A 19,102-nucleotide genomic window follows, 5' to 3' on the forward strand; every position below is an offset into this window, starting at 1 on the left:
AAAGTTACATTGCCCACCTGTTAATTCATGGGCATGGAACTCTGGTTATGCCAACTTTTATAAGCACGTTCATTGGGCCCGCCGTTCTATTGCTGATGACGGTTCAGGGCGTCAATGCGCAAACCCTGACCCTAGAATCGGCCCTGCAAACCGCCTTCGCCAACAACCCGGATATGGCCGCTGCACAGTGGGAAATCGACATCGCCCAGGGCGGTCGCCAACAGGCCGGTTTGATCCCGAACCCGGTCGCCTCCTGGGATGCCGAAGACACCCGTCGCAATTCGCGCACCACCACCGTCAAGCTGAGCCAGACCCTGGAACTGGGCGGCAAGCGCGGCGCACGGATTGATGTCGCCACCCGCGCCCAGGAAGCCGCCGCACTGACCTTGGAGCAGCGCCGCAACGGGCTGCGTGCGGATGTTATCGACGGTTACTACGGCGCGCTTCGGGCCCAGGAACGTCTCGACCTGGCTCAGCGTTCGCTGGCGCTGGCCGAGCGCGGCCTGGTGGTTGCCAACGGTCGCGTCACTGCCGGCAAATCGTCGCCAGTGGAAGCTACCCGGGCCCAGGTGCAGCTCTCGGAAATCCGCCTGGAATTTAACCGCGCGCAGATGGGCCTGACCGACGCCTATCGCCGCCTCGCTGCCAGTACCGGCGCGGCCAGTACCGACTTTCAGGCGGTCGCCACCCAAGCCCAGGCGGCACCTGAACTACCGCCGACCGCGCAGTTGCTCGGGCGGCTTGAGCAAACCGTCGAACTGCGTTTGGCCGAGCTGCAAATCGTCCAGGGTGAAGCGGCTTTGGGCCTGGAAAAAGCCCAGCGCATTCCCGATCTCGACGTGTCCATCGGCAGCCAGTACGACGCCGGCGTGCGTGAGCGGGTCAACGTGGTGGGCGTGTCGATGCCCATCCCGCTGTTCAACCGCAACCAAGGCAACGTGCTCGCCGCCAGTCGCCGTGCCGACCAGGCCCGCGACCTGCGCAACGCCGCCGAACTGCGCCTGCGCACCGAAACCCGCCAGGCCCTGGACCTCTGGCAAACCGCAAATACCGAAGTGCGCTCGTTCAACCTACAGATCCTGCCCGCCGCCCAAAGCGCCGTGGACAGCGCCACCCGTGGCTTCGAAATGGGCAAGTTCAACTTCCTCGAGGTGCTCGACGCCCAGCGCACCTTGATTGCGGCCCGCACCCAATACCTCGCGGCGACCGCCCAGGCCACTGAAGCCTGGGTGCGTATCGAACGGATTTACGGCGACCTCGCCCGGTTTTGAATTTCCAGGAGCATTCCATGAACAACACACAAAGTAGGGCACTGGCGATTGCGCTGGGGCTGATGCTGGCGTGGCCGGCCATCAGCGGTGCGGCAGAGGCGGAAGAAGAAGGCAAACTCGAGCTGACCGAACAGCAGATCCAGGCCGCCGGCATTCAACTTGCCCCGGCGCAATCCCGGCAGATCAGCACCGTGCTTTCACTGCCGGGCGAGGTGCGTTTCGACGAGGACCGCACCTCCCACATCGTCCCGCGTGCCGCTGGCGTAGTGGAGTCGGTGAAGGTCAACCTCGGCCAATCGGTAAAGAAGGGCGAGCTGTTGGCGGTGATCGCCAGCCAGCAGATTTCCGATCAGCGCAGTGAACTGGCAGCCAGTGAGCGCCGGGTTGTGCTGGCCCGCACCACCTTCCAACGCGAACGCCAGTTGTGGCAGGACAAAATCTCTGCCGAACAGGATTACCTGCTGGCGCGCCAGGCGCTGCAAGAGGCAGAAATCGCCCTGAACAATGCTCGGCAAAAGATGAACGCCCTGAGCGGCAGCGCCGTATTGGTCGGCGGCAATCGCTACGAATTACGCGCGCCATTCGACGGCGTGGTGGTGGAAAAACACTTGGGCGTCGGCGAAGTGGTGAGCGAGACCAGCAACGCCTTCACCCTGTCGGACCTGTCCCAGGTGTGGGTCACCTTCGGCGTGTTCCCCAAGGATTTGAACAAGGTCCGAGTCGGCAAACCGGTGAAGGTCACCTCCTCGGAAATGGGCACCGAAGTGCTCGGCACCGTGGCCTATGTCGGCAATTTGCTGGGCGAGCAAACCCGCACGGCCACCGTGCGCGTCACGGTGCCGAACCCCGACGCCTCGTGGCGCCCTGGGCTGTTCGTCTCCGTGCAAGTTGCCACCGACACTTACCAGGCCAAGGTCACGGTTCCGCAGGAAGCGATCCAGACCGTCGAGGACAAACCCTCGGTGTTCGTGCGCACCGGCGACGGCTTCATGACCCGGCATATCGAACTGGGCGTCAGCGAAAACGGTTTCGTCGAAGTCCGCCAGGGCCTCGACGCCGGAGCGCAGGTGGCCACCGTCGGCAGCTTCATCCTCAAGTCCGAGTTGGGCAAGGCCTCGGCCGAGCACGCCCATTGACCCTGCGAGTGATTTCCCATGTTTGAGCGCCTTATCCAATTCGCCATCGAGCAGCGCATCATCGTGTTGCTGGCGGTGCTGTTGATGGCCGGTGTCGGCATCGCCAGTTATCAGAAATTGCCCATCGACGCGGTGCCGGATATCACAAACGTCCAGGTGCAGATCAACTCGGCGGCGGCGGGGTTTTCGCCGCTGGAAACCGAGCAGCGCATCACCTTTCCCATCGAGACCGCCATGGCCGGGCTGCCGGGTTTGCAGCAGACCCGCTCGCTGTCGCGCTCAGGCTTGTCCCAGGTCACGGTGATTTTCAAGGACGGTACCGACCTGTTCTTCGCCCGCCAATTGGTCAACGAACGCTTGCAGGTGGCCCGCGAGCAATTGCCGGATGGCATTGAAACCATGATGGGGCCGATTTCCACCGGGCTCGGGGAAATTTTCCTGTGGACCGTGGAGGCGAAGGACGGCGCCCGCAAGGAGGACGGCTCAGCCTATACGCCGACTGATCTGCGGGTGATCCAGGACTGGATCATCAAGCCGCAACTGCGCAATGTGCCGGGCGTGGCCGAGATCAATACCATCGGCGGCTTTGCCAAGGAATACCAGATCGCCCCCGACCCCAAGCGCCTGGCGGCCTACAACCTGACCTTGGGCGACCTGGTCACGGCGCTGGAGCGCAACAACGCCAACGTCGGCGCCGGTTACATCGAGCGCAGCGGCGAGCAATTGCTGATCCGTGCGCCGGGGCAAGTCGGGTCCATCGACGACATCGCCAACATCGTGATCACCACCTCTGACGGTACGCCGATTCGGGTGCGCAACGTCGCTCAGGTCGATATCGGCCGTGAGTTGCGTACTGGCGCCGCCACTGAAAATGGCCGCGAAGTGGTGCTGGGCACGGTGTTTATGCTGATTGGCGAAAATAGCCGCACCGTGTCTCAGGCGGTCGCGAAAAAACTCGAAGAGATCAACCGTTCGCTGCCTGAAGGTGTGGTCGCCGTCACCGTCTACGACCGTACCAACCTGGTGGAAAAAGCCATCAGCACCGTGAAGAAGAACCTCTTCGAAGGGGCACTGCTGGTGGTGGCGGTGTTGTTCCTGTTCCTGGGTAATATCCGCGCCGCGCTGATCACCGCGATGGTGATTCCCCTGGCGATGTTGTTCACCTTTACCGGGATGTTCACCAACAAGGTCAGCGCCAACCTGATGAGCCTCGGCGCGTTGGATTTCGGGATTATCGTCGATGGTGCGGTGGTGATCGTCGAAAACTCCATCCGCCGCCTGGCCCATGCCCAGCAGCGCCACGGGCGATTGTTGACCCGCAGCGAGCGCTTGCATGAAGTGTTCGCGGCGGCCAAGGAGGCGCGGCGCGCGCTGATCTTCGGGCAACTGATCATCATGGTGGTGTACCTGCCGATCTTCGCCCTCACCGGGGTGGCCGGGAAGATGTTCCACCCGATGGCGTTCACCGTGGTGATCGCACTGCTGGGTGCGATGATTTTGTCCGTGACCTTTGTACCGGCAGCGATTGCGCTGTTCGTCACCGGTAAGGTCAAGGAAGAAGAAAACCTGGTGATGCGCACCGCACGTCGCGTCTACGCGCCGGTGCTGGATTGGGTGATGGCGCGCCGCCCGTTGGTGTTCGGCCTGGCGGTGCTGACCATCGTCGTGTCGGGGGCGGTGGCCAGTCGCATGGGCAGCGAATTTATCCCCAGCCTGAGCGAAGGTGACTTTGCCCTGCAGGCCATGCGCGTTCCGGGCACCAGCCTCACGCAATCGGTGCACATGCAGCAACAGTTGGAAAAAACCCTGATGGCCGAAGTGCCGGAAATCGAGCGGGTATTCGCCCGCACCGGCACCGCGGAAATCGCCTCCGACCCGATGCCGCCGAACATCTCCGACAGCTACGTGATGCTCAAGCCCAAGGACCAGTGGCCGGATCCGAAGAAGTCCCGCGAGGCGATCATCGCCGACATCCAACGTGCCAGCGCGATTGTGCCGGGCAGCGTGTATGAACTGTCGCAACCGATCCAGCTGCGCTTCAACGAGCTGATATCCGGGGTGCGCAGCGACGTCGCGGTGAAGGTGTTTGGTGATGACATGGCGGTGCTCAACAAGACCGCCGGGGAAATCGCCGAGACCTTGCAAACCCTCAAGGGCGCCTCGGAAGTGAAGGTGGAACAGACCTCCGGCTTGCCGGTGCTGACCATCAATATCGACCGCGACAAGGCCGCACGTTTTGGCCTGAACGTGGGCGATGTGCAAGACACGATTGCCGTCGCCGTGGGGGGGCGCCAGGCCGGGACGATGTACGAAGGCGACCGGCGTTTCGACATGGTCGTGCGTTTGTCCGACGCCCTGCGTACCGACATCGAAGGCCTGTCGCGGCTGTTGATCCCGATTCCGGCATTGGCGAATAACGCGGCGGGGCAGTTGGGGTTTATCGCGCTGTCGGAAGTCGCCAGCCTGGACCTGGTGCTCGGCCCCAACCAGATCAGCCGAGAAAACGGCAAGCGCCTGGTGATCGTCAGCGCCAACGTGCGTGGGCGGGATATCGGCTCGTTTGTCGAGGAAGCCGGGACTGCCATCGGCACCCAGGTGAAAATTCCTGCGGGCTACTGGACCAGCTGGGGCGGCCAGTTCGAGCAGCTGAAGGAGGCCTCCGAACGCTTGCGCATCGTGGTGCCGGTGGCGTTGCTGCTGGTGTTCGGGCTGTTGTTCATGATGTTCAACAACCTCAAGGATGGGCTGCTGGTGTTTACCGGGATTCCCTTCGCGTTGACCGGTGGGATCATGGCGCTGTGGCTGCGGGATATTCCGCTATCGATCTCGGCGGGCGTGGGCTTTATCGCGCTGTCGGGGGTGGCGGTGCTTAACGGGCTGGTGATGATCGCGTTCATCCGTAGCCTGCGGGAGGAAGGGCGCTCACTGTCGGTGGCGATTAACGAAGGCGCCCTGACGCGCTTGCGCCCGGTGTTGATGACGGCACTGGTGGCGTCGCTCGGGTTTATCCCCATGGCCCTCGCCACCGGCACCGGCGCCGAAGTACAGCGCCCGTTGGCGACGGTGGTGATTGGCGGGATTATCTCGTCGACGCTGCTGACCCTGCTGGTATTGCCGGCGCTGTATCACTGGGCGCATCGGCGTGAGGAACCGGAAGACCGCGTGATGTCTGACCAATAACCTGTGGCGAGGGAGCTTGCTCCCGCTGGGCTGCGCAGCAGCCCCAACACTGGTGACCTATTTTCAGCTGAAAGAATGCGGTGGGCTTTTTAGGGTTGCTGCGCAACCCAGCGGGAGCAAGCTCCCTCGCCACAATGATTTATTGGCAGATAGCGTTGGTGTGAAGAGGAAACACCAGTCGAAACTCAGTGAAACTTTCAGGCAAGCTGCTGACTTCAGCCCGCCCCTGATGCAGCACCATGATCGACCGCACAATCGCCAGCCCCAGCCCGGTGCCACCTTCGGAGCGGGCGCGGCTGCTGTCGACGCGGTAGAAGCGTTCGAACAGGTTCGGCAGGTGTTGCGCTTCAATCCCCGGGCCGGGATTGCCCACCGACAGCGATACTTGCTCGGTGTGAGTCTCTACCTGCAACGAAATATTGGAGGCTGGTGGACTATGACGAATGGCATTGGACAGCAAATTGGAAATCGCCCGCTGAATCATCAAACGGTCGCCATGCACGAAGGCATCGCCGTCGAGGCTCAAGGTCAATTGCTTGTCTTCGGCACTCAACGCAAACAGCTCCATCACCCGGCGCGCTTCAGCGGCCAGGGACACCGGCGCAAACGAAACCCGCGCCGCAGGGTGGCTGACCTGCGCCAGGAACAGCATGTCGGAGACGATCCGCGCCAGGCGTTCCATCTCTTCAGTGCTGGATTCCAGCACCGCTTTGTATTCCTGCGGCGGGCGCTCTCGGGACAACGTCACCTGGGCCTTGCCCATCAAATTGGTCAGCGGCGCGCGCAGCTCATGGGCGAGGTCATCGGAGAACTGCGACAGCTGCTGCACGCCGCCGTCCAGGCGCTGCAACATGAAGTTGATGCCTTGCGCCAACTCGCCCAGCTCCTTGGGCAAGTTATCCACAGCCAGGCGGTGGGTCAGGTCCTGCGTGGTGACTTTTGCGGCGACGCGGCTGAACTGCTGCAGCGGCGCCAGCCCGCGTTGCACCACCCACCAGGCGCCGATGCCGATCAGCAGCAACAGCAGCGGCAGGGCGATCACGGTGGAACGCAGGTAGGCACTGAGCAGCGCCTGATCGTCCCTGCGATCCAGCGATAACAGGACCCGCACGCGCTCGCCACTGGCCAGGCGCATCAGGCTGGAGGCACTGAGTACTTGATTGCCGTTGCCGTCGTCCCAGTTCAGGTAACCGAGGTTCTGGGACGGGGCGAAGTCGGTCAGCAACGGTTCCTGGGGCTTGGCGCCGATGCTGAGCAGCACCGCTTCATTGGGCGCAGTGCCAACGATGGTCAGGTAGAAATTATCGTGCCCCATCACCAGGTCCATCAGCGAGTGCGGGCGGGCTTGGATGTCGCGGGTGTCCAGGCCGAGGGCGAGGCTGTGCTGGATCTGTTCCATCTTGCTTTCCAGGCCCTTGCGCGCCAGTTTCTCCAGCTCGTGAGTCAGCGCCAGGTACGCCAACGTTGCGAGCAACACCACCAGGCCGGCGCCCATCAGGCTCACCGTCAGCCCAAGGCGCATCGACAGGCTGCTGGCTTTCATTGACGGGCCTCCAACACATAACCCACGCCGCGAATGGTGTGGATCAGCTTGACGTCACTCTGGTCATCGACCTTGGCCCGCAAGCGGCTGATGGAGACTTCCACCACGTTGGTGTCGCAGTCGAAATTCATATCCCAGACCAGGGAAATAATCTGCGTGCGGGTCAGTACTTCGCCGGACTGGCGCATCAGCACGTGCAGCAGTGCAAATTCCTTGGTGGTCAGGTCGATACGTCGGGTGCCTCGGTACGCGCGGTGGCGGCGGGGGTCAAGTTCAAGGTCCGACACCTGGAACACTTCCGGCACCGGTATGTGCTCACTGCGACGCAGCAGGGTGCGCACCCGGGCGAGCAACTCGGGAAACTCGAAGGGTTTGACCAGGTAATCATCGGCGCCCATGTCCAGGCCCTTGATCTTGTCGGCCAACCGGCCACGGGCCGTCAGCATCATCACCCGCTGGCTGCTGTCGCGGCGCAATTGCTCAAGCACTTCCCAGCCATCCTTGGCCGGCAGATTGACGTCGAGAATCACCAGTTCATAGGCGTGTTGCGCGGCCAGGTGCAGGCCGTCTACGCCGCTGGCTGCGCAGTCGACCACGTAACCGCTTTCGGTCAGGCCCTGCTGCAGGTAGGCGGCGGTTTTTTGCTCGTCCTCAACCACAAGGATACGCATGGGAATTTACCTTTTATTGATAGAGAGAGGCTGCGATTCGGATTTTCGAAGCCTGAAGGCTGAAGTAGCTACAGGGTCAACCGGGCAGTTTGTGACTGCTTGTTGCGCTGCAAAACCGGCAGGCAAAAAAAACGCCCCATGCGGGGCGTAAAAAATTCATCTCTTTCCAAAGGAGCTACACAAAAGCTTCAGAGATGAATGTGCTCGGTGTGCGCCGTTCAGATCGACTGCTTCTGTGCGTCGGCGGGCGCGGTCTCGGCCACGGACTGTTCGCCGTGGACCTGCTGCTGTTGCTGGCGGAACTCGGCGAGGAACTCCCGGGAACGGTCGGCACCGTCGTCGGCCAATGCGAGGCTGGAAGTGGCGCCGAGAAAACTGATCAATAACAAGTGAGATGGCTTCATGACGTGTCTCCAAATAAGGCGGGTGCCGTTAGTTGTAGCCAGTATAAGAAGCGCAACTTAACGAGAAGGTGAGGCGCATATTACAGTTCTGACAGGCTTCAAATTGTGAACAGATGTTATTCTATTGTAGGAGCGAGCTTACTCGCGAAAGTCGTTAACGATAACGCGGGGCTTCTGGTTTAACGCAGCGCTCTCAGGTTCTTCGCGAGCAAGCTCGCTCCTACAAAGGGCGTCGTTTAGAGAATTGCCAATGGATATTCGACAATCAGCCGAACTTCTTCCAGGTCCGACTCAAAGGCACTTGAACGAACCGTCGCCTGGCGCAATCGCAGTGACAGATCTTTCAAGTTGCCGCCCTGCACCACGTACTTGGCCTCGATATCCCGCTCCCAGCGGCGTTGATCGGTCAACGGGTCGCCGGCCGCGTCACGGCGCATGTATACCGAGTTGGCGTTGCTGTAGTCGGCGCCGGTGCCTTTGCCGTAGCGGGTCATGAAGGTCAGCCCGGGAATGCCGAAGGCCTGCATGTCGAGGTTATAAGCGAGCATCCACGAGCGTTCCTTGGGCGAGTTGAAGTCGCTGTACTGGATCGAGTTGTTGAGGAAGATCGAGTCGGACATGCGCAGGTAGTCAAAGTCGTCATCACCGTTGTTGCGCTGGTGGGACAAGGCCAGGCTGTGGGCGCCCACCTTGACTCCGACCCTGGCGCTCCAGATGTTGTTATCGAACTCGCCCAGGCGTTTCTTGCCCTCGTCCTCCGCCTTGTAATAGTTGAAGTCGCCAAACAGCGACACATCATCGTTCAGCGGGTAGCTGGCGGCACTGCCGAAGTAGTACTGGTCCCAGGCATCCTTCAGGCGGCTGGTGTACAGGCTGACGCTGAAGTGTTTGTTCACCTGGTAGTCACCACCGGCATAGCCGATCCAGGGTGAATCCACCTTGCCCGCATAAAACGTCGCAAAGCCTTTATCCATGCCGCTCTGGGTGGGCTGGCTCATGCCGCTCAGGTGTCCGCCTTGCAGGCTCAGGCCTTCAATGCTGGTGTTTTGTGCGGTGACGCCACGAAAGCTTTCCGGCAATACCCGCGAGTCGCCATAGGCCACCACCGGGGTCAGCGGGAACACATCACCGGCCTTGATCACGGTATCCAGCAGGCGCACTTTTACCGCGCCGCCGAGCTTGCTGTAGCCGTCCTCCGGGTGGTTGTCGCTGTCTACCGGCAGCACGCCGAACGAGCCCTTGCCGCCGCTGCGGCCGGTGCCGGAGTCGAGTTTCAGGCCGTACATCGCAAACGCGTCCAGGCCGAAACCCACCGAACCCTGAGTGAATCCGGACTCGAACTTGCCGATAAACCCCTGGGCCCAGGCTTCCGAGTAGCCATTGCCGGTAGGGCTCGACTGGCCCTTGCGATCGTCCCGGTTGAAGTAGAAGTTGCGGGCCAGCACGTTCAACGTGCTGCCTTCGATAAACCCTTCAAGTTTATCTTCCACGGCCATGCTTGAAAGCGGGGTAAGCCCCGCGAGTGCGGCAATCATGGAAAGCGAAAGTGTGCGGTGAGTACTCATGTAGCGCTCCTCGGTAGTGGCAGCTATTAGCTTCTTATCGATGGGGCATTCTTGTTTTAGTGGTGCCCGCGCAGATAGTTGCAAACACGAGATAACGACGAGGTGGCGCACAGATTACAATTTTGGAATTTCAACAGAACATAACGGATAAGTAATCGTTCGGTGAACTTTGCGACAGGCTTGGTTAGTTACTCTTGCTCTGAACTTTCAATCAATGAAATCAGACGAGGACGCCCTCATGAACACCCTGAAAACCACTGTCGCTGCATTGGCCCTGATCTTTTCCGTCGGCGCGATGGCGGAAGGCGGCGGTGATCGCACCTTCGCCCAGTTGATGCAAAACAACGAGCAAGCCATGGCCGCCTATGCCGCGAAAAAAGGCAAGGCGATGCCCGTGGTCCAGGACTATCGCTACGGCATGAAGCTGGACATTGCCAAGGTGGTCAACGTTACGCCGCCGATCCGTTCGTGCAACGCGGTGCCGTCGCGCATGACCTATGAAGATTCCACCGGCAAGCTCAACACGCTCCAGTACCAGGTCATGGGCATCTGCCGTAACAACGGCAGTTGAGGGGCCGCAAAAATATAGTTGAGCAACGCACTAAAGCACTCTTCAGAAAATGCCGGCAGCGCCGATGCAGGTCAGACCCACGTCCTTACTTGCCCACCGGTGCCTCCATGTTCAACACCCGTCTCAAGCAGGAGCTGTCTGCTCTTCGCGAAGAATTGTCCAGCCTGCAGCAAGTGAGAGAGAGCCTGGAAAGCGAAATGATTGCCCTGACCCTGGATCCCGAAGGGCGTATCGAGTCGGTCAATGCCATCTTTCTTCAAGAGATGGGTTACCAGGGCAGCCAGCTGCAAGGCCGCTTGATCGAAGACCTGGTACCGGCGCACGTCAAGCAGGACGCGTTTCAACTGCGCTTCAAAAACGCCCTGGTGCGTGGCGAACATTTCGCCGGCACGGTGCGCCTGACGCGGGGCAACGGCAACGAGGCGTGGTTGCGTTCCATCGTGCAACCGGTGCGCAGCAGTGACGGGCGTATCAAGCATATTTCGATGTTTTCCAGCGACCTGACTCGCACCATCGAGGCCTCTCGCGAGCACGAAAACCTGATCACCGCGCTGGTGCGCTCTACGGCGGTGATCGAGTTCGACCTCAACGGTAATGTGCTGACGGCCAACGACCGTTTCCTCAACGGCATGGGATACAGCCTGGCGCAGATCCAGGGCAAACATCACCGGATATTTTGCGAACCGCAGGACGCCAACAGCGTCGAGTACCAGCAGTTCTGGAAACGTCTGAACGCCGGCGAATTCGTCGCCGGCCGCTTCAAGCGTGTGGACAGCCACGGGCGGGTGGTGTGGCTGGAGGCCTCGTATAACCCGGTGCTCGACGCCAATGAGCGGCTGTACAAAGTGGTCAAGTTCGCCACGGTGATCACCGACCAGATCAACCAGGAACAGGCCGTGGCCGAAGCGGCCAACATCGCCTACAGCACCTCGCTGCAAACCGACAGCAGTGCCCAGCGCGGTACCACCGTGGTCACCCAGGCGGTGGACGTGATGCGCGACCTGGCCAAACACATGCAACAGGCGGGCGAGGGCATCGAAGCGCTGAACGCCCAGTCCCAGGTGATTGGCAGCATCGTCAAGACCATCAGCGGCATCGCCGAACAGACCAACCTGCTGGCGCTCAACGCCGCCATCGAAGCCGCCCGCGCCGGTGAGCAAGGCCGTGGTTTTGCGGTGGTGGCCGATGAGGTTCGGCAACTGGCTTCGCGTACCAGCAAGGCCACTGAAGAAATCGTTGGCGTGGTGCGCCAGAACCAGGACATGGCCCGCGATGCAGTGGCGCTGATGACCGATGGCCGCCTGCAAGCCGAGCAAGGCCTGGCGTTGGCGGCCGAGGCGGGCACGGTGATCGTCGAGATCCAGGACGGTGCCCAAAAGGTGGTCAGCGCGGTGGGGCAGTTTGCCAATCAACTGAGCAGCTAGTCACCGGGGCTCATGCTTGAGGTATCGTAGGTTTTTTTTCCGAGCCTTTCGTCCATGAGCCCTAACCATCGCCGTCCCGTCCCGCTGTCCAAGGCCTACCGCTTGCTCAACCACGGCCCGACCGTGCTGGTCAGCGCTGCGCACAACGGCCAGCGCAACATCATGGCGGCGGCCTGGGCCATGCCGCTGGATTTCGAACCGCCCAAAGTCGCCGTCGTACTCGACAAGGCCACCTGGACCCGGCAACTGCTGGAAAGCGCCGGCACCTTCGTGCTCAACGTGCCGTGCGCGGCCCAAGCCGATATTGTGCAGACCGTGGGCAACACCACCGGCAGCGAGACGGACAAGTTCGCGGCGTATGGCTTGCAGGCGTTCAGCGGCGAACACACCGAAGCACCGATGCTCGAAGGCTGCGTGGCGTGGCTGGAGTGCCGGTTGCTGCCGGAGCCGCATAACCAGCAGACCTACGACTTGTTCCTCGCCGAAGTGGTGGCGGCCGAAGCGGATGAGCGGGTGTTCAGCGACGGTCGTTGGCATTTCGAAGGGCACGATGCGCTGCGTACCTTGCACCATGTGGCGGGTGGGCATTTCCTGACGATTGGTGAGCCGCTGGACGGTAAAAACCTGGCTTGATGCTGCACCGAACCTGTGGCGAGGGGGCTTGTCCTGTGGCGAGGGGGCTTGTCCCCCGTTGGGCTGCGTAGCGGCCCCAAAAAGAACGGGAGCGCTACGCACTCCAACGGGGGACAAGCCCCCTCGCCACAAGAGCCCCCTCACCAGACAAGCCCCTCAACACAAGAGGTTGTGTTACCACTGGGTTTTGCTGAGCGCCTCGGCAAACGCCATCAACTTCGGTGAGTACTGCCGCGATGGCGGATACACCAGGGATATCGCCCGACTGCGCCCGGCAAAGCCCTCCAGCAAGGGCACCAGGCGCCCGGCCGCCAGATCTTCCCGCACCGCAAAATCCATCACCTGGGCGATGCCAAACCCGCCCAGTGCGCCGTCCACCAGCGCATCGCCAATATCAAAGATCAACCGCCCCTCGACGCCCACGTCCTGCACCTTGCCCTCCAGCATGAACTGCCAGTCCACCAGCCGGCTGGTGCGCAGGTTACGCACGGTCAGGCAGTTGTGGTCTCTCAGTTCATCGACGGTTTGCGGTGTGCCAAAACGCGCGAGATAAGCCGGGGCGGCAACGGTGACCCAGCGCAGCGGCGGCAGTGCCCGGGCGATCAGGCGTTGGTCCTGGATATCGCCGGTGCGCAGCAAGGCATCAAAACCTTCGTCGACGATGTCCACCAGGCGATCAGTCATCACCGCTTCGATACGCAGTTCCGGGTATTGCAAGGTCAGTTCGCCGATCACCGGCATCACCACTTTGCGGCCAAACAACGATGGCGTGCTGATCTTCAGCAAACCGGAGGGTGAGGCGCGGCGGTCGAGCATTTGTCGTTCGGCTTCGGCCAGTTCAGCCAGCAACGGCGCGCTGCGTTCATACAGCATCTGGCCGTCGGGTGTGAGGCTGACGCTGCGGGTGTTGCGTTGCAGCAGGCGTACGCCCAACTGGTTTTCCAGGCGGGAAATGGCGCGGGACAAGCCCGATTGGGTCAACCCCAAGTCTCCGGCAGCCCGGGTGAAACTGCGGGTTTCGGCGACGCGCACCAGCAGGCGAACAGCGTTCAGATCCATGATTAAATTCATTACTGAAAGAGTGATAAGGCTATTTATCATCTGTTGGGCATGAAAGACACTGGCGCCTCTCACTTTTTGGCAGGACGCTGTGATGTCTTTATCTCGACCCTCAGGCTGGATGCTGTTGCTGCTGGCGACCGCGCAACTGATCATCGCCCTCGACGCGACCATCGTGTTTGTCGCGCTGCCGCAGATCGGCAACCACCTGGGTTTTTCCGCCCAGCAATTGCAGTGGGTGGTCAGCGCCTACAGCGTGGCGTTCGGTGGCTTCCTGTTGCTGGGCGGTCGCGCCGCAGACCTGCTGGGCAAGCGGCGGTTGTACATTCTCGGCCAGTCTCTGTATGCGCTGTCTTCCCTGGCGGCGGTGCTCGGCGGCAGCGCCTTGTTGCTGGTGCTGGCCCGGGCGGTACAGGGCGTGGGCGGGGCGCTGTTGTTCCCGGCGACGCTGGCGCTGATCAACACCCATTACGCCGAAGGGCCGGCGCGTAATCGTGCATTTGCGGTGTGGAGCGCGGCGTCAGCGGCGGGCCTGGCATTGGGCGCGTTGCTCGGCGGCGTGCTGACCCAGGCGTGGGGCTGGCAGGCGGTATTCCTGGTGAACGTGCCGCTGGCCGGCGCCTGCGCCCTGGCGGCGCGTTACTGGATTCCCGCCGATGGCGAGCGGGCCCGGGGGCGCAACTTTGACATCAGCGGCGCGTTGACCGTGACGGTAGGCGGCACGCTGCTGGTGTTCTCCCTGGTGCAGGGGCCGGAGTGGGGCTGGGCGGCGCCGTCGACCCTGGGTTGCATGGCCTTGGCGCTGGCGCTGCTCGGGTTGTTTGCCTGGATCGAACATCGAGGGCGCGATCCCCTGATGCCGCTGCGGTTGTTGGGCTATCGGGAGTTGCGCATGGCCATGGTGTTGACGGCGGTGTTCATGAGCAGCTTTGGCGTGCAGTACTACTTTCTGGCGGTGTATTACCAGCAGGTCTACGGCTACAGCGTATTGCAGGCGGGCTTGGCATTTTTGCCGGCGACCCTGGTGTGCACCGGCGGTATCTGGCTGGCGGAACGTTCGTTGGCACGCCTGGGATTGCGCACCACCCTGGTCAGCGGCCAGTTGGCGGGTGCGGTGGGCATTGCCCTGGTGTGCCTGGCGTTGCCGACGGGGGCGGGGTTCTGGTCATTGCTGCCGGGGATTTTCATCCTGAGCATCGGCCAGGGCATGACCTGGACGGCGATGTGGGTGGCCGCCGGCTTGGGCATACGCCCGGGAGAGCAAGGTGTGGCGGCGGGCATGGCGTCCACCAGCCAGCAGATTGGCGGCGCATTGGGGTTGGCGTTGCTGGTGTCGCTGGCGAATGCCGGCGGGTCGACGGGTGCGGCGCAGGCGGGCGGGATTGAACTGGCGTTGTGGTGGAGCGCGGCGATTGCCCTGGCGGGGGCGGTGCTGGCGTTGACCCTTAAAGAACGAGCTCCAGCGTCGAATACGATTTCGGCAGCGACATAGTTCAAATGTGGGAGCGGGCTTGCTCGCGAAGGCGGTGGATCAGTCAATGCATTCAGTAGCTGACACACCGCATTCGCGAGCAAGCCCGCTCCCACAGGTTGATCGCATTTCAAGGCGGAATTTCAGCGCCCGAGCATCTTCACCCAGCGCGACGGCGGCATGCCGAAGGTGCTGCGAAACTGGCGGGTCATGTGGCTCTGGTCGGTGAAGCCGGCGGTCAGTGCCGCATCCACCAGTGACTGGCCCTGGCCCAGCAAGCTGCGCACCAGGTCCAGGCGGCGCATGGTCAGGTAGCGATAGGGGCTGGTCCCGAACAACAACCGAAAATCCCGCGACAGCGCCCAGCGGTCGCGGTTGGCGTACTCCGCCATTTCATCGAGGGTGATTGGCCGGCCCAAGGCGCTGTGGATAAATTCCCGCGCGCGTTCGGCAGCGCGGTAGTCGAAAGTCTTACGATTCACCGTGATCCCCGAGGCATTGTTCAGCGCCTGGGCCAGGTCGAACATCGCGTCCTGTTCCTGCAACGGATCAATCGGGCAATCCAGGCTTTGCAGCAACACTTCACTGGCGCGGTACAGCCACGGGTCGCTGGACAATCCGCCGGGGATGAACGGCAGCGGCTTGCCACCGAGCACTTGCTGGATCAGCGCCGGCTCCACGTAAATCATCCGGTATTTGAAACCTTCCTCGCTGCCGGCCCACCCGTCATGCACTTCATCGGGATGAATCACCATGGTCCGCCCCGGCAGGCTGTGGGTCATGCCGCCGCGATAGTGAAAACTCTGCACACCGAACAGGGTACGGCCGATGGCGTAGGTGTCGTGGCGATGAGGGTCGAAGCCAAACCCGGCAAAATACGCCTCGATACGCTCCAGGCCACTGGCGTGGGGCGCGCGGTGCAGCCAGTCGAGAGAGGGTTTGATCATGGTGTCAGTCGCAGGTCGGGACGCAAATACGTTACCCCAGTGTGACCGGGCTGTCTGCTGCGGTCTTGAACGATTGTGCCACTGCTGAAATTTCGGAGGGCAGTATCGGTTTTGTGTCCAGGTATCGCTAATCATTAAAAAATGATTGTTTTACGATAATTAATCGTTTATTTTTCCGCCTCAAATTTCTGAGAGGCTTCCCCATGAATTCCCAACGTCTTGCCCAGCTCAGCCAGCGCATGGCACTGCTTACCCTGTTGATGATTGTCGCCATACTGCTGCTCAATACCGCCGCGTGGCTTTACCCGCAACAAAGCGCTTCGTCCGGATTTGGTTTCGCCTTGAGTGGCCAACAAATCGAGGGGCGGGCGGAGATGGTGGCGGCTTTCCCTTGGTGGCAGACACTGGGCGGCGTCCTGTTCTCCAGCATTCCCTTGATGGCGCTGGTGTCCGGTTTGAATCATTTGCGCCAGCTGTTCCAGAACTATGCTCGTGGGGAGTATTTTTCCTGCGCCGCCGCGCAGCACTTGGGTAAAGTAGGCCGGGCCGTGGCACTGTGGGTGTTGCTGGATTTTCTGTGTGAGCCCTTGCTCAGTGTCTGGGTCACGATGAACGAGCCGGTTGGCCAGCGGCTGCTCACCTTGAGTTTTACTCCGCCCAGCATCGTGGCGCTGTTTCTCGCCGGCTGCATTTCGGTGATCGCGCGTATCCTGTGGCAGGCCAGTGAAGTGGATTCTGAAAACCGCACGTTTGTTTGAGAACAGCATGTCTATTGTGATTGAGTTGGACGTTATGCTCGCCCGGCGCAAGGTCAAGTCCAAGGACCTGGCCGCCGCCATTGGTATCACCGAACAAAACCTGTCATTGCTCAAGCAAGGCAAGGTCAAGGGCATACGGCTGGCGACCCTGGATGCAATCTGCAAGTATCTGGAGTGTCAGCCGGGCGACCTGCTGGTGCATGAACCCGAACCTGAGCTGTAAACGGCAAGGATCTTTAATTCCCTGAAGGATGGATCAACCGATGCTTTTCCCAAGCCTGCCGTACGCCGCGCCTCTTCTGTCGCTGGCCTTGCTCTGGACCGTCGCGGTCGTCACCCCCGGCCCGAACTTCTTCAACACGGCGCAATTGGCCGCCAGTTGCTCGCGCCGCCATGGCGTGGTGGCGTCCGCTGGCGTGGCCACCGGCACCGTGATGTGGGGCCTGGCCGGCGGCTTGGGGATCAAGTCATTGTTTACCGCAGCGCCGATGCTGTACCTGGCGTTCAAGATCATCGGCGGCTGCTACCTGATTTACCTGGGGTTGAAACTGTTCCGGCGCTCGGCACCGGCCATGGCCCAGAACCTGTTGCCCGACGAACCTCGGCGCTCGCTGTTTTCCGCCTGGCGCCTGGGTTTATTGGGCAACCTGTCCAACCCCAAGGCGGCGCTGTTCGTCGCGACGATCTTTGCGTCCACCATGCCCCCATCACCGTCGCCGATGCTGCTGACCCTGGCTGTGATCACCATGGCGACGCTGTCATTCAGCTGGTATTCCTGCGTGGCGCTGGTGTTTTCCAGTGAACGGATGGCCAACGTCTACAGCCGCTCGCGCAAGTGGCTGGACCGGTTTGCCGGTGGTTGTTATGTGCTGTTCGGGGCCACGCTGGTAGCGAATCGCTGACGGCTCATGGTAAGAAGCCTTACTTTCAAACGTGAGGCCGATCATGAGTAAGCTGCGGGTAGGGATTATTTTTGGTGGCCGTTCGGCCGAGCACGAAGTGTCGCTGCAGTCGGCGCGCAACATCGTCGATGCGCTGGACCGTTCGCGCTTCGAGCCGATCCTGATCGGCATCGACAAGGCCGGCCACTGGCACCTCAACGACACCTCGGGCTTCCTGCTCAACGAAGAAAACCCGGCGCTGATCGCCCTCAATCAATCTAATCGTGAACTGGCGGTCGTGCCGGGCAAGGCCAGCCAGCAACTGGTGGAAACCGCCAGCCAGGCCTCACTGGAACACGTCGATGTGATCTTCCCGATCGTCCACGGCACCCTCGGCGAAGACGGCTGCCTGCAAGGCCTGCTGCGCATGGCAGACCTGCCGTTTGTCGGCTCCGACGTGCTGGGTTCGGCCGTGTGCATGGATAAGGACATTAGCAAACGCCTGCTGCGCGATGCCGGGATTGCCGTGACGCCGTTCATCACCCTCAACCGCAGGAATGCGGCGCGTACCACCTTCGACCAAGCCCAACAGAAACTCGGATTGCCGATGTTCGTGAAACCGGCGAACCAGGGATCGTCCGTGGGGGTGAGCAAGGTGGGCAGCGAGGCTGAGTATCACGCTGCTGTAGAACTGGCACTCGGGTTTGATGAAAAGGTGCTGGTGGAGTCGGCGGTAAAAGGCCGGGAAATCGAATGCGCCGTGTTGGGCAACGAGAATCCCATCGCCAGCGGTTGTGGCGAGATCGTGGTGCGGGACGGGTTCTATTCCTACGACAGCAAATACATCGATGACCAGGCGGCCCAAGTGGTAGTGCCGGCGGATATCAGTGTTGAAGCCAGCGAGCGCATTCGTGCGTTGGCCATCGAAGCGTTTGAAACCCTGGGCTGCGCCGGGCTGGCGCGGGTGGATGTGTTTCTGACGGATGAGGGCGAGGTGCTGATCAACGAAATCAACTCGTTGCCTGGGTTCACCCGCATCAGCATGTACCCGAAGTTGTGGCAGGCGGCTGGCATGAGCTACAGCGAGCTGGTGAGCCGGTTGATCGAGCTGGCGCTGGAGCGGCATGCGGGGCGTAAGGGGTTGAAGATTAGCCGGTGATTTTTACGGATTTAGATCTGGGCGGGCTGGAATGCTGTACCTGCCCATACCGGCCAGCTTTGATGTCGACAATTGCAGCGAGTAATTCCTCGCCGATGTTGCGTTTGGTGTCGCGTTTTTTAAGTCGGTGCTTGGTGAGCGGCATGAGGGCCTGCCTTCGATTTTTTGCGAAGGATCTTCGCAATTTGCATGATCAGCAAGACCAACTTTGTTACCGGCCGAAGATTGGTTTGGGAATCTGATAAATACCTTTTCATGAGTAAGATCTCATTGTGGCGAGGGAGCTTGCTCCCGTTGGGCTGCGCAGCAGCCCTGAAACTGAGTTTGGTGCTCTTGCTGAAAAAACGCATCATCTCATTCTGGGGGCGCTTCGCACCCCAACGGGAGCAAGCTCCCTCGCCACAAATATGGTGTTGCCGGAGAGGTTGT

At 61.2% G+C, this 19,102-nt stretch carries 17 protein-coding genes and 2 pseudogenes; 12 read left to right on the forward strand and 7 right to left on the reverse strand.

The annotated features are described in order from the left end of the window. Positions 1-47: 47 nt before the first annotated feature. From HBJ59_RS27655 to HBJ59_RS27665, 3 genes are read left to right on the forward strand one after another with little or no spacing between them, the layout of a single operon-like run. Complete coding sequence (locus HBJ59_RS27655) at positions 48-1,271, forward strand: TolC family protein (protein WP_167665396.1); 1,224 nt, start codon at positions 48-50, stop codon at positions 1,269-1,271. Positions 1,272-1,288: 17 nt separating this feature from the next. Beyond that, on the forward strand, positions 1,289-2,407 hold the full coding sequence (locus HBJ59_RS27660) for an efflux RND transporter periplasmic adaptor subunit (RefSeq protein WP_076014921.1): 1,119 nt from the start codon (positions 1,289-1,291) through the stop codon (positions 2,405-2,407). Between the two features lie 18 nt (positions 2,408-2,425). Then, a complete protein-coding gene (locus HBJ59_RS27665; protein ID WP_167665397.1) occupies positions 2,426-5,587 on the forward strand; it encodes a CusA/CzcA family heavy metal efflux RND transporter in 3,162 nt (1,053 codons plus the stop codon). A gap of 139 nt (positions 5,588-5,726) precedes the next feature. On the opposite strand, the gene HBJ59_RS27670 is transcribed toward HBJ59_RS27665, so the two are convergent. The 4 genes from HBJ59_RS27670 to HBJ59_RS27685 all read right to left on the reverse strand — a co-directional run bounded on the left by HBJ59_RS27670 (position 5,727) and on the right by HBJ59_RS27685 (position 9,770). Next, positions 5,727-7,130: a heavy metal sensor histidine kinase gene (locus HBJ59_RS27670; protein ID WP_076014923.1), complete on the reverse strand. Its 1,404-nt coding sequence runs from the start codon at positions 7,128-7,130 to the stop codon at positions 5,727-5,729. Further along, positions 7,127-7,801 (reverse strand): heavy metal response regulator transcription factor, encoded by a 675-nt coding sequence (locus tag HBJ59_RS27675; protein ID WP_076014924.1) that lies wholly within the window; start codon positions 7,799-7,801, stop codon positions 7,127-7,129. The genes HBJ59_RS27670 and HBJ59_RS27675 overlap by 4 nt, the downstream gene beginning before the upstream one ends. A gap of 218 nt (positions 7,802-8,019) precedes the next feature. Further along, positions 8,020-8,205: a hypothetical protein gene (locus HBJ59_RS27680; RefSeq protein WP_167665398.1), complete on the reverse strand. Its 186-nt coding sequence runs from the start codon at positions 8,203-8,205 to the stop codon at positions 8,020-8,022. A gap of 236 nt (positions 8,206-8,441) precedes the next feature. Beyond that, positions 8,442-9,770 carry an OprD family porin gene (locus HBJ59_RS27685; protein ID WP_167665399.1) on the reverse strand — a complete coding sequence of 443 codons (1,329 nt, stop codon included), beginning with the start codon at positions 9,768-9,770 and terminating at the stop codon, positions 8,442-8,444. Positions 9,771-10,008: 238 nt separating this feature from the next. On the opposite strand from HBJ59_RS27685, the gene HBJ59_RS27690 reads away from it, so the two are divergent. From HBJ59_RS27690 to HBJ59_RS27700, 4 genes and pseudogenes are all read left to right on the forward strand, one after another. Next, entirely contained in the window at positions 10,009-10,341 is a 333-nt protein-coding gene (locus HBJ59_RS27690; RefSeq protein ID WP_076014927.1) for a DUF2790 domain-containing protein, read from the forward strand. Positions 10,342-10,448: 107 nt separating this feature from the next. Next, positions 10,449-11,225: pseudogene (locus HBJ59_RS32115) on the forward strand (PAS domain-containing protein); the annotation flags it as partial. A 108-nt stretch (positions 11,226-11,333) separates the two neighbouring features. Beyond that, positions 11,334-11,765: pseudogene (locus HBJ59_RS32120) on the forward strand (methyl-accepting chemotaxis protein); the annotation flags it as partial. Between the two features lie 54 nt (positions 11,766-11,819). Continuing rightward, positions 11,820-12,398, forward strand: a complete 579-nt coding sequence (locus tag HBJ59_RS27700) for a flavin reductase family protein (protein WP_076014929.1) — start codon at positions 11,820-11,822, stop codon at positions 12,396-12,398. Positions 12,399-12,572: 174 nt separating this feature from the next. Here the strand turns inward: HBJ59_RS27700 and HBJ59_RS27705 are convergent, their stop codons facing one another. Continuing rightward, positions 12,573-13,457, reverse strand: a complete 885-nt coding sequence (locus HBJ59_RS27705; protein WP_167665401.1) for a LysR family transcriptional regulator — start codon at positions 13,455-13,457, stop codon at positions 12,573-12,575. A 121-nt stretch (positions 13,458-13,578) separates the two neighbouring features. On the opposite strand from HBJ59_RS27705, the gene HBJ59_RS27710 reads away from it, so the two are divergent. Continuing rightward, positions 13,579-14,949, forward strand: a complete 1,371-nt coding sequence (locus tag HBJ59_RS27710) for an MFS transporter (RefSeq protein WP_167665463.1) — start codon at positions 13,579-13,581, stop codon at positions 14,947-14,949. Between the two features lie 122 nt (positions 14,950-15,071). On the opposite strand, the gene HBJ59_RS27715 is transcribed toward HBJ59_RS27710, so the two are convergent. Further along, positions 15,072-15,875 (reverse strand): AraC family transcriptional regulator, encoded by an 804-nt coding sequence (locus tag HBJ59_RS27715; protein WP_076014932.1) that lies wholly within the window; start codon positions 15,873-15,875, stop codon positions 15,072-15,074. Positions 15,876-16,078: 203 nt separating this feature from the next. On the opposite strand from HBJ59_RS27715, the gene HBJ59_RS27720 reads away from it, so the two are divergent. From HBJ59_RS27720 to ddlA, 4 genes are read left to right on the forward strand one after another with little or no spacing between them, the layout of a single operon-like run. After that, complete coding sequence (locus tag HBJ59_RS27720; RefSeq protein ID WP_167665402.1) at positions 16,079-16,633, forward strand: DUF2975 domain-containing protein; 555 nt, start codon at positions 16,079-16,081, stop codon at positions 16,631-16,633. A gap of 7 nt (positions 16,634-16,640) precedes the next feature. Beyond that, a complete protein-coding gene (locus HBJ59_RS27725) occupies positions 16,641-16,856 on the forward strand; it encodes a helix-turn-helix transcriptional regulator (protein ID WP_010177071.1) in 216 nt (71 codons plus the stop codon). Positions 16,857-16,896: 40 nt separating this feature from the next. Next, entirely contained in the window at positions 16,897-17,535 is a 639-nt protein-coding gene (locus HBJ59_RS27730) for a LysE family transporter (protein WP_076014934.1), read from the forward strand. A 43-nt stretch (positions 17,536-17,578) separates the two neighbouring features. Further along, the gene (gene ddlA, locus HBJ59_RS27735) at positions 17,579-18,673 is read left to right on the forward strand and encodes a D-alanine--D-alanine ligase (protein WP_076014935.1); all 1,095 of its coding nucleotides are present in this window, start codon (positions 17,579-17,581) and stop codon (positions 18,671-18,673) included. On the opposite strand, the gene HBJ59_RS27740 is transcribed toward ddlA, so the two are convergent. Next, complete coding sequence (locus HBJ59_RS27740) at positions 18,663-18,818, reverse strand: hypothetical protein (protein ID WP_256670912.1); 156 nt, start codon at positions 18,816-18,818, stop codon at positions 18,663-18,665. The two genes, ddlA and HBJ59_RS27740, sit on opposite strands and share 11 nt — an antisense overlap. Positions 18,819-19,102: the final 284 nt, after the last annotated feature.

The organism is Pseudomonas sp. AN3A02, assembly GCF_011765255.1.
Lineage (GTDB): Bacteria > Pseudomonadota > Gammaproteobacteria > Pseudomonadales > Pseudomonadaceae > Aquipseudomonas.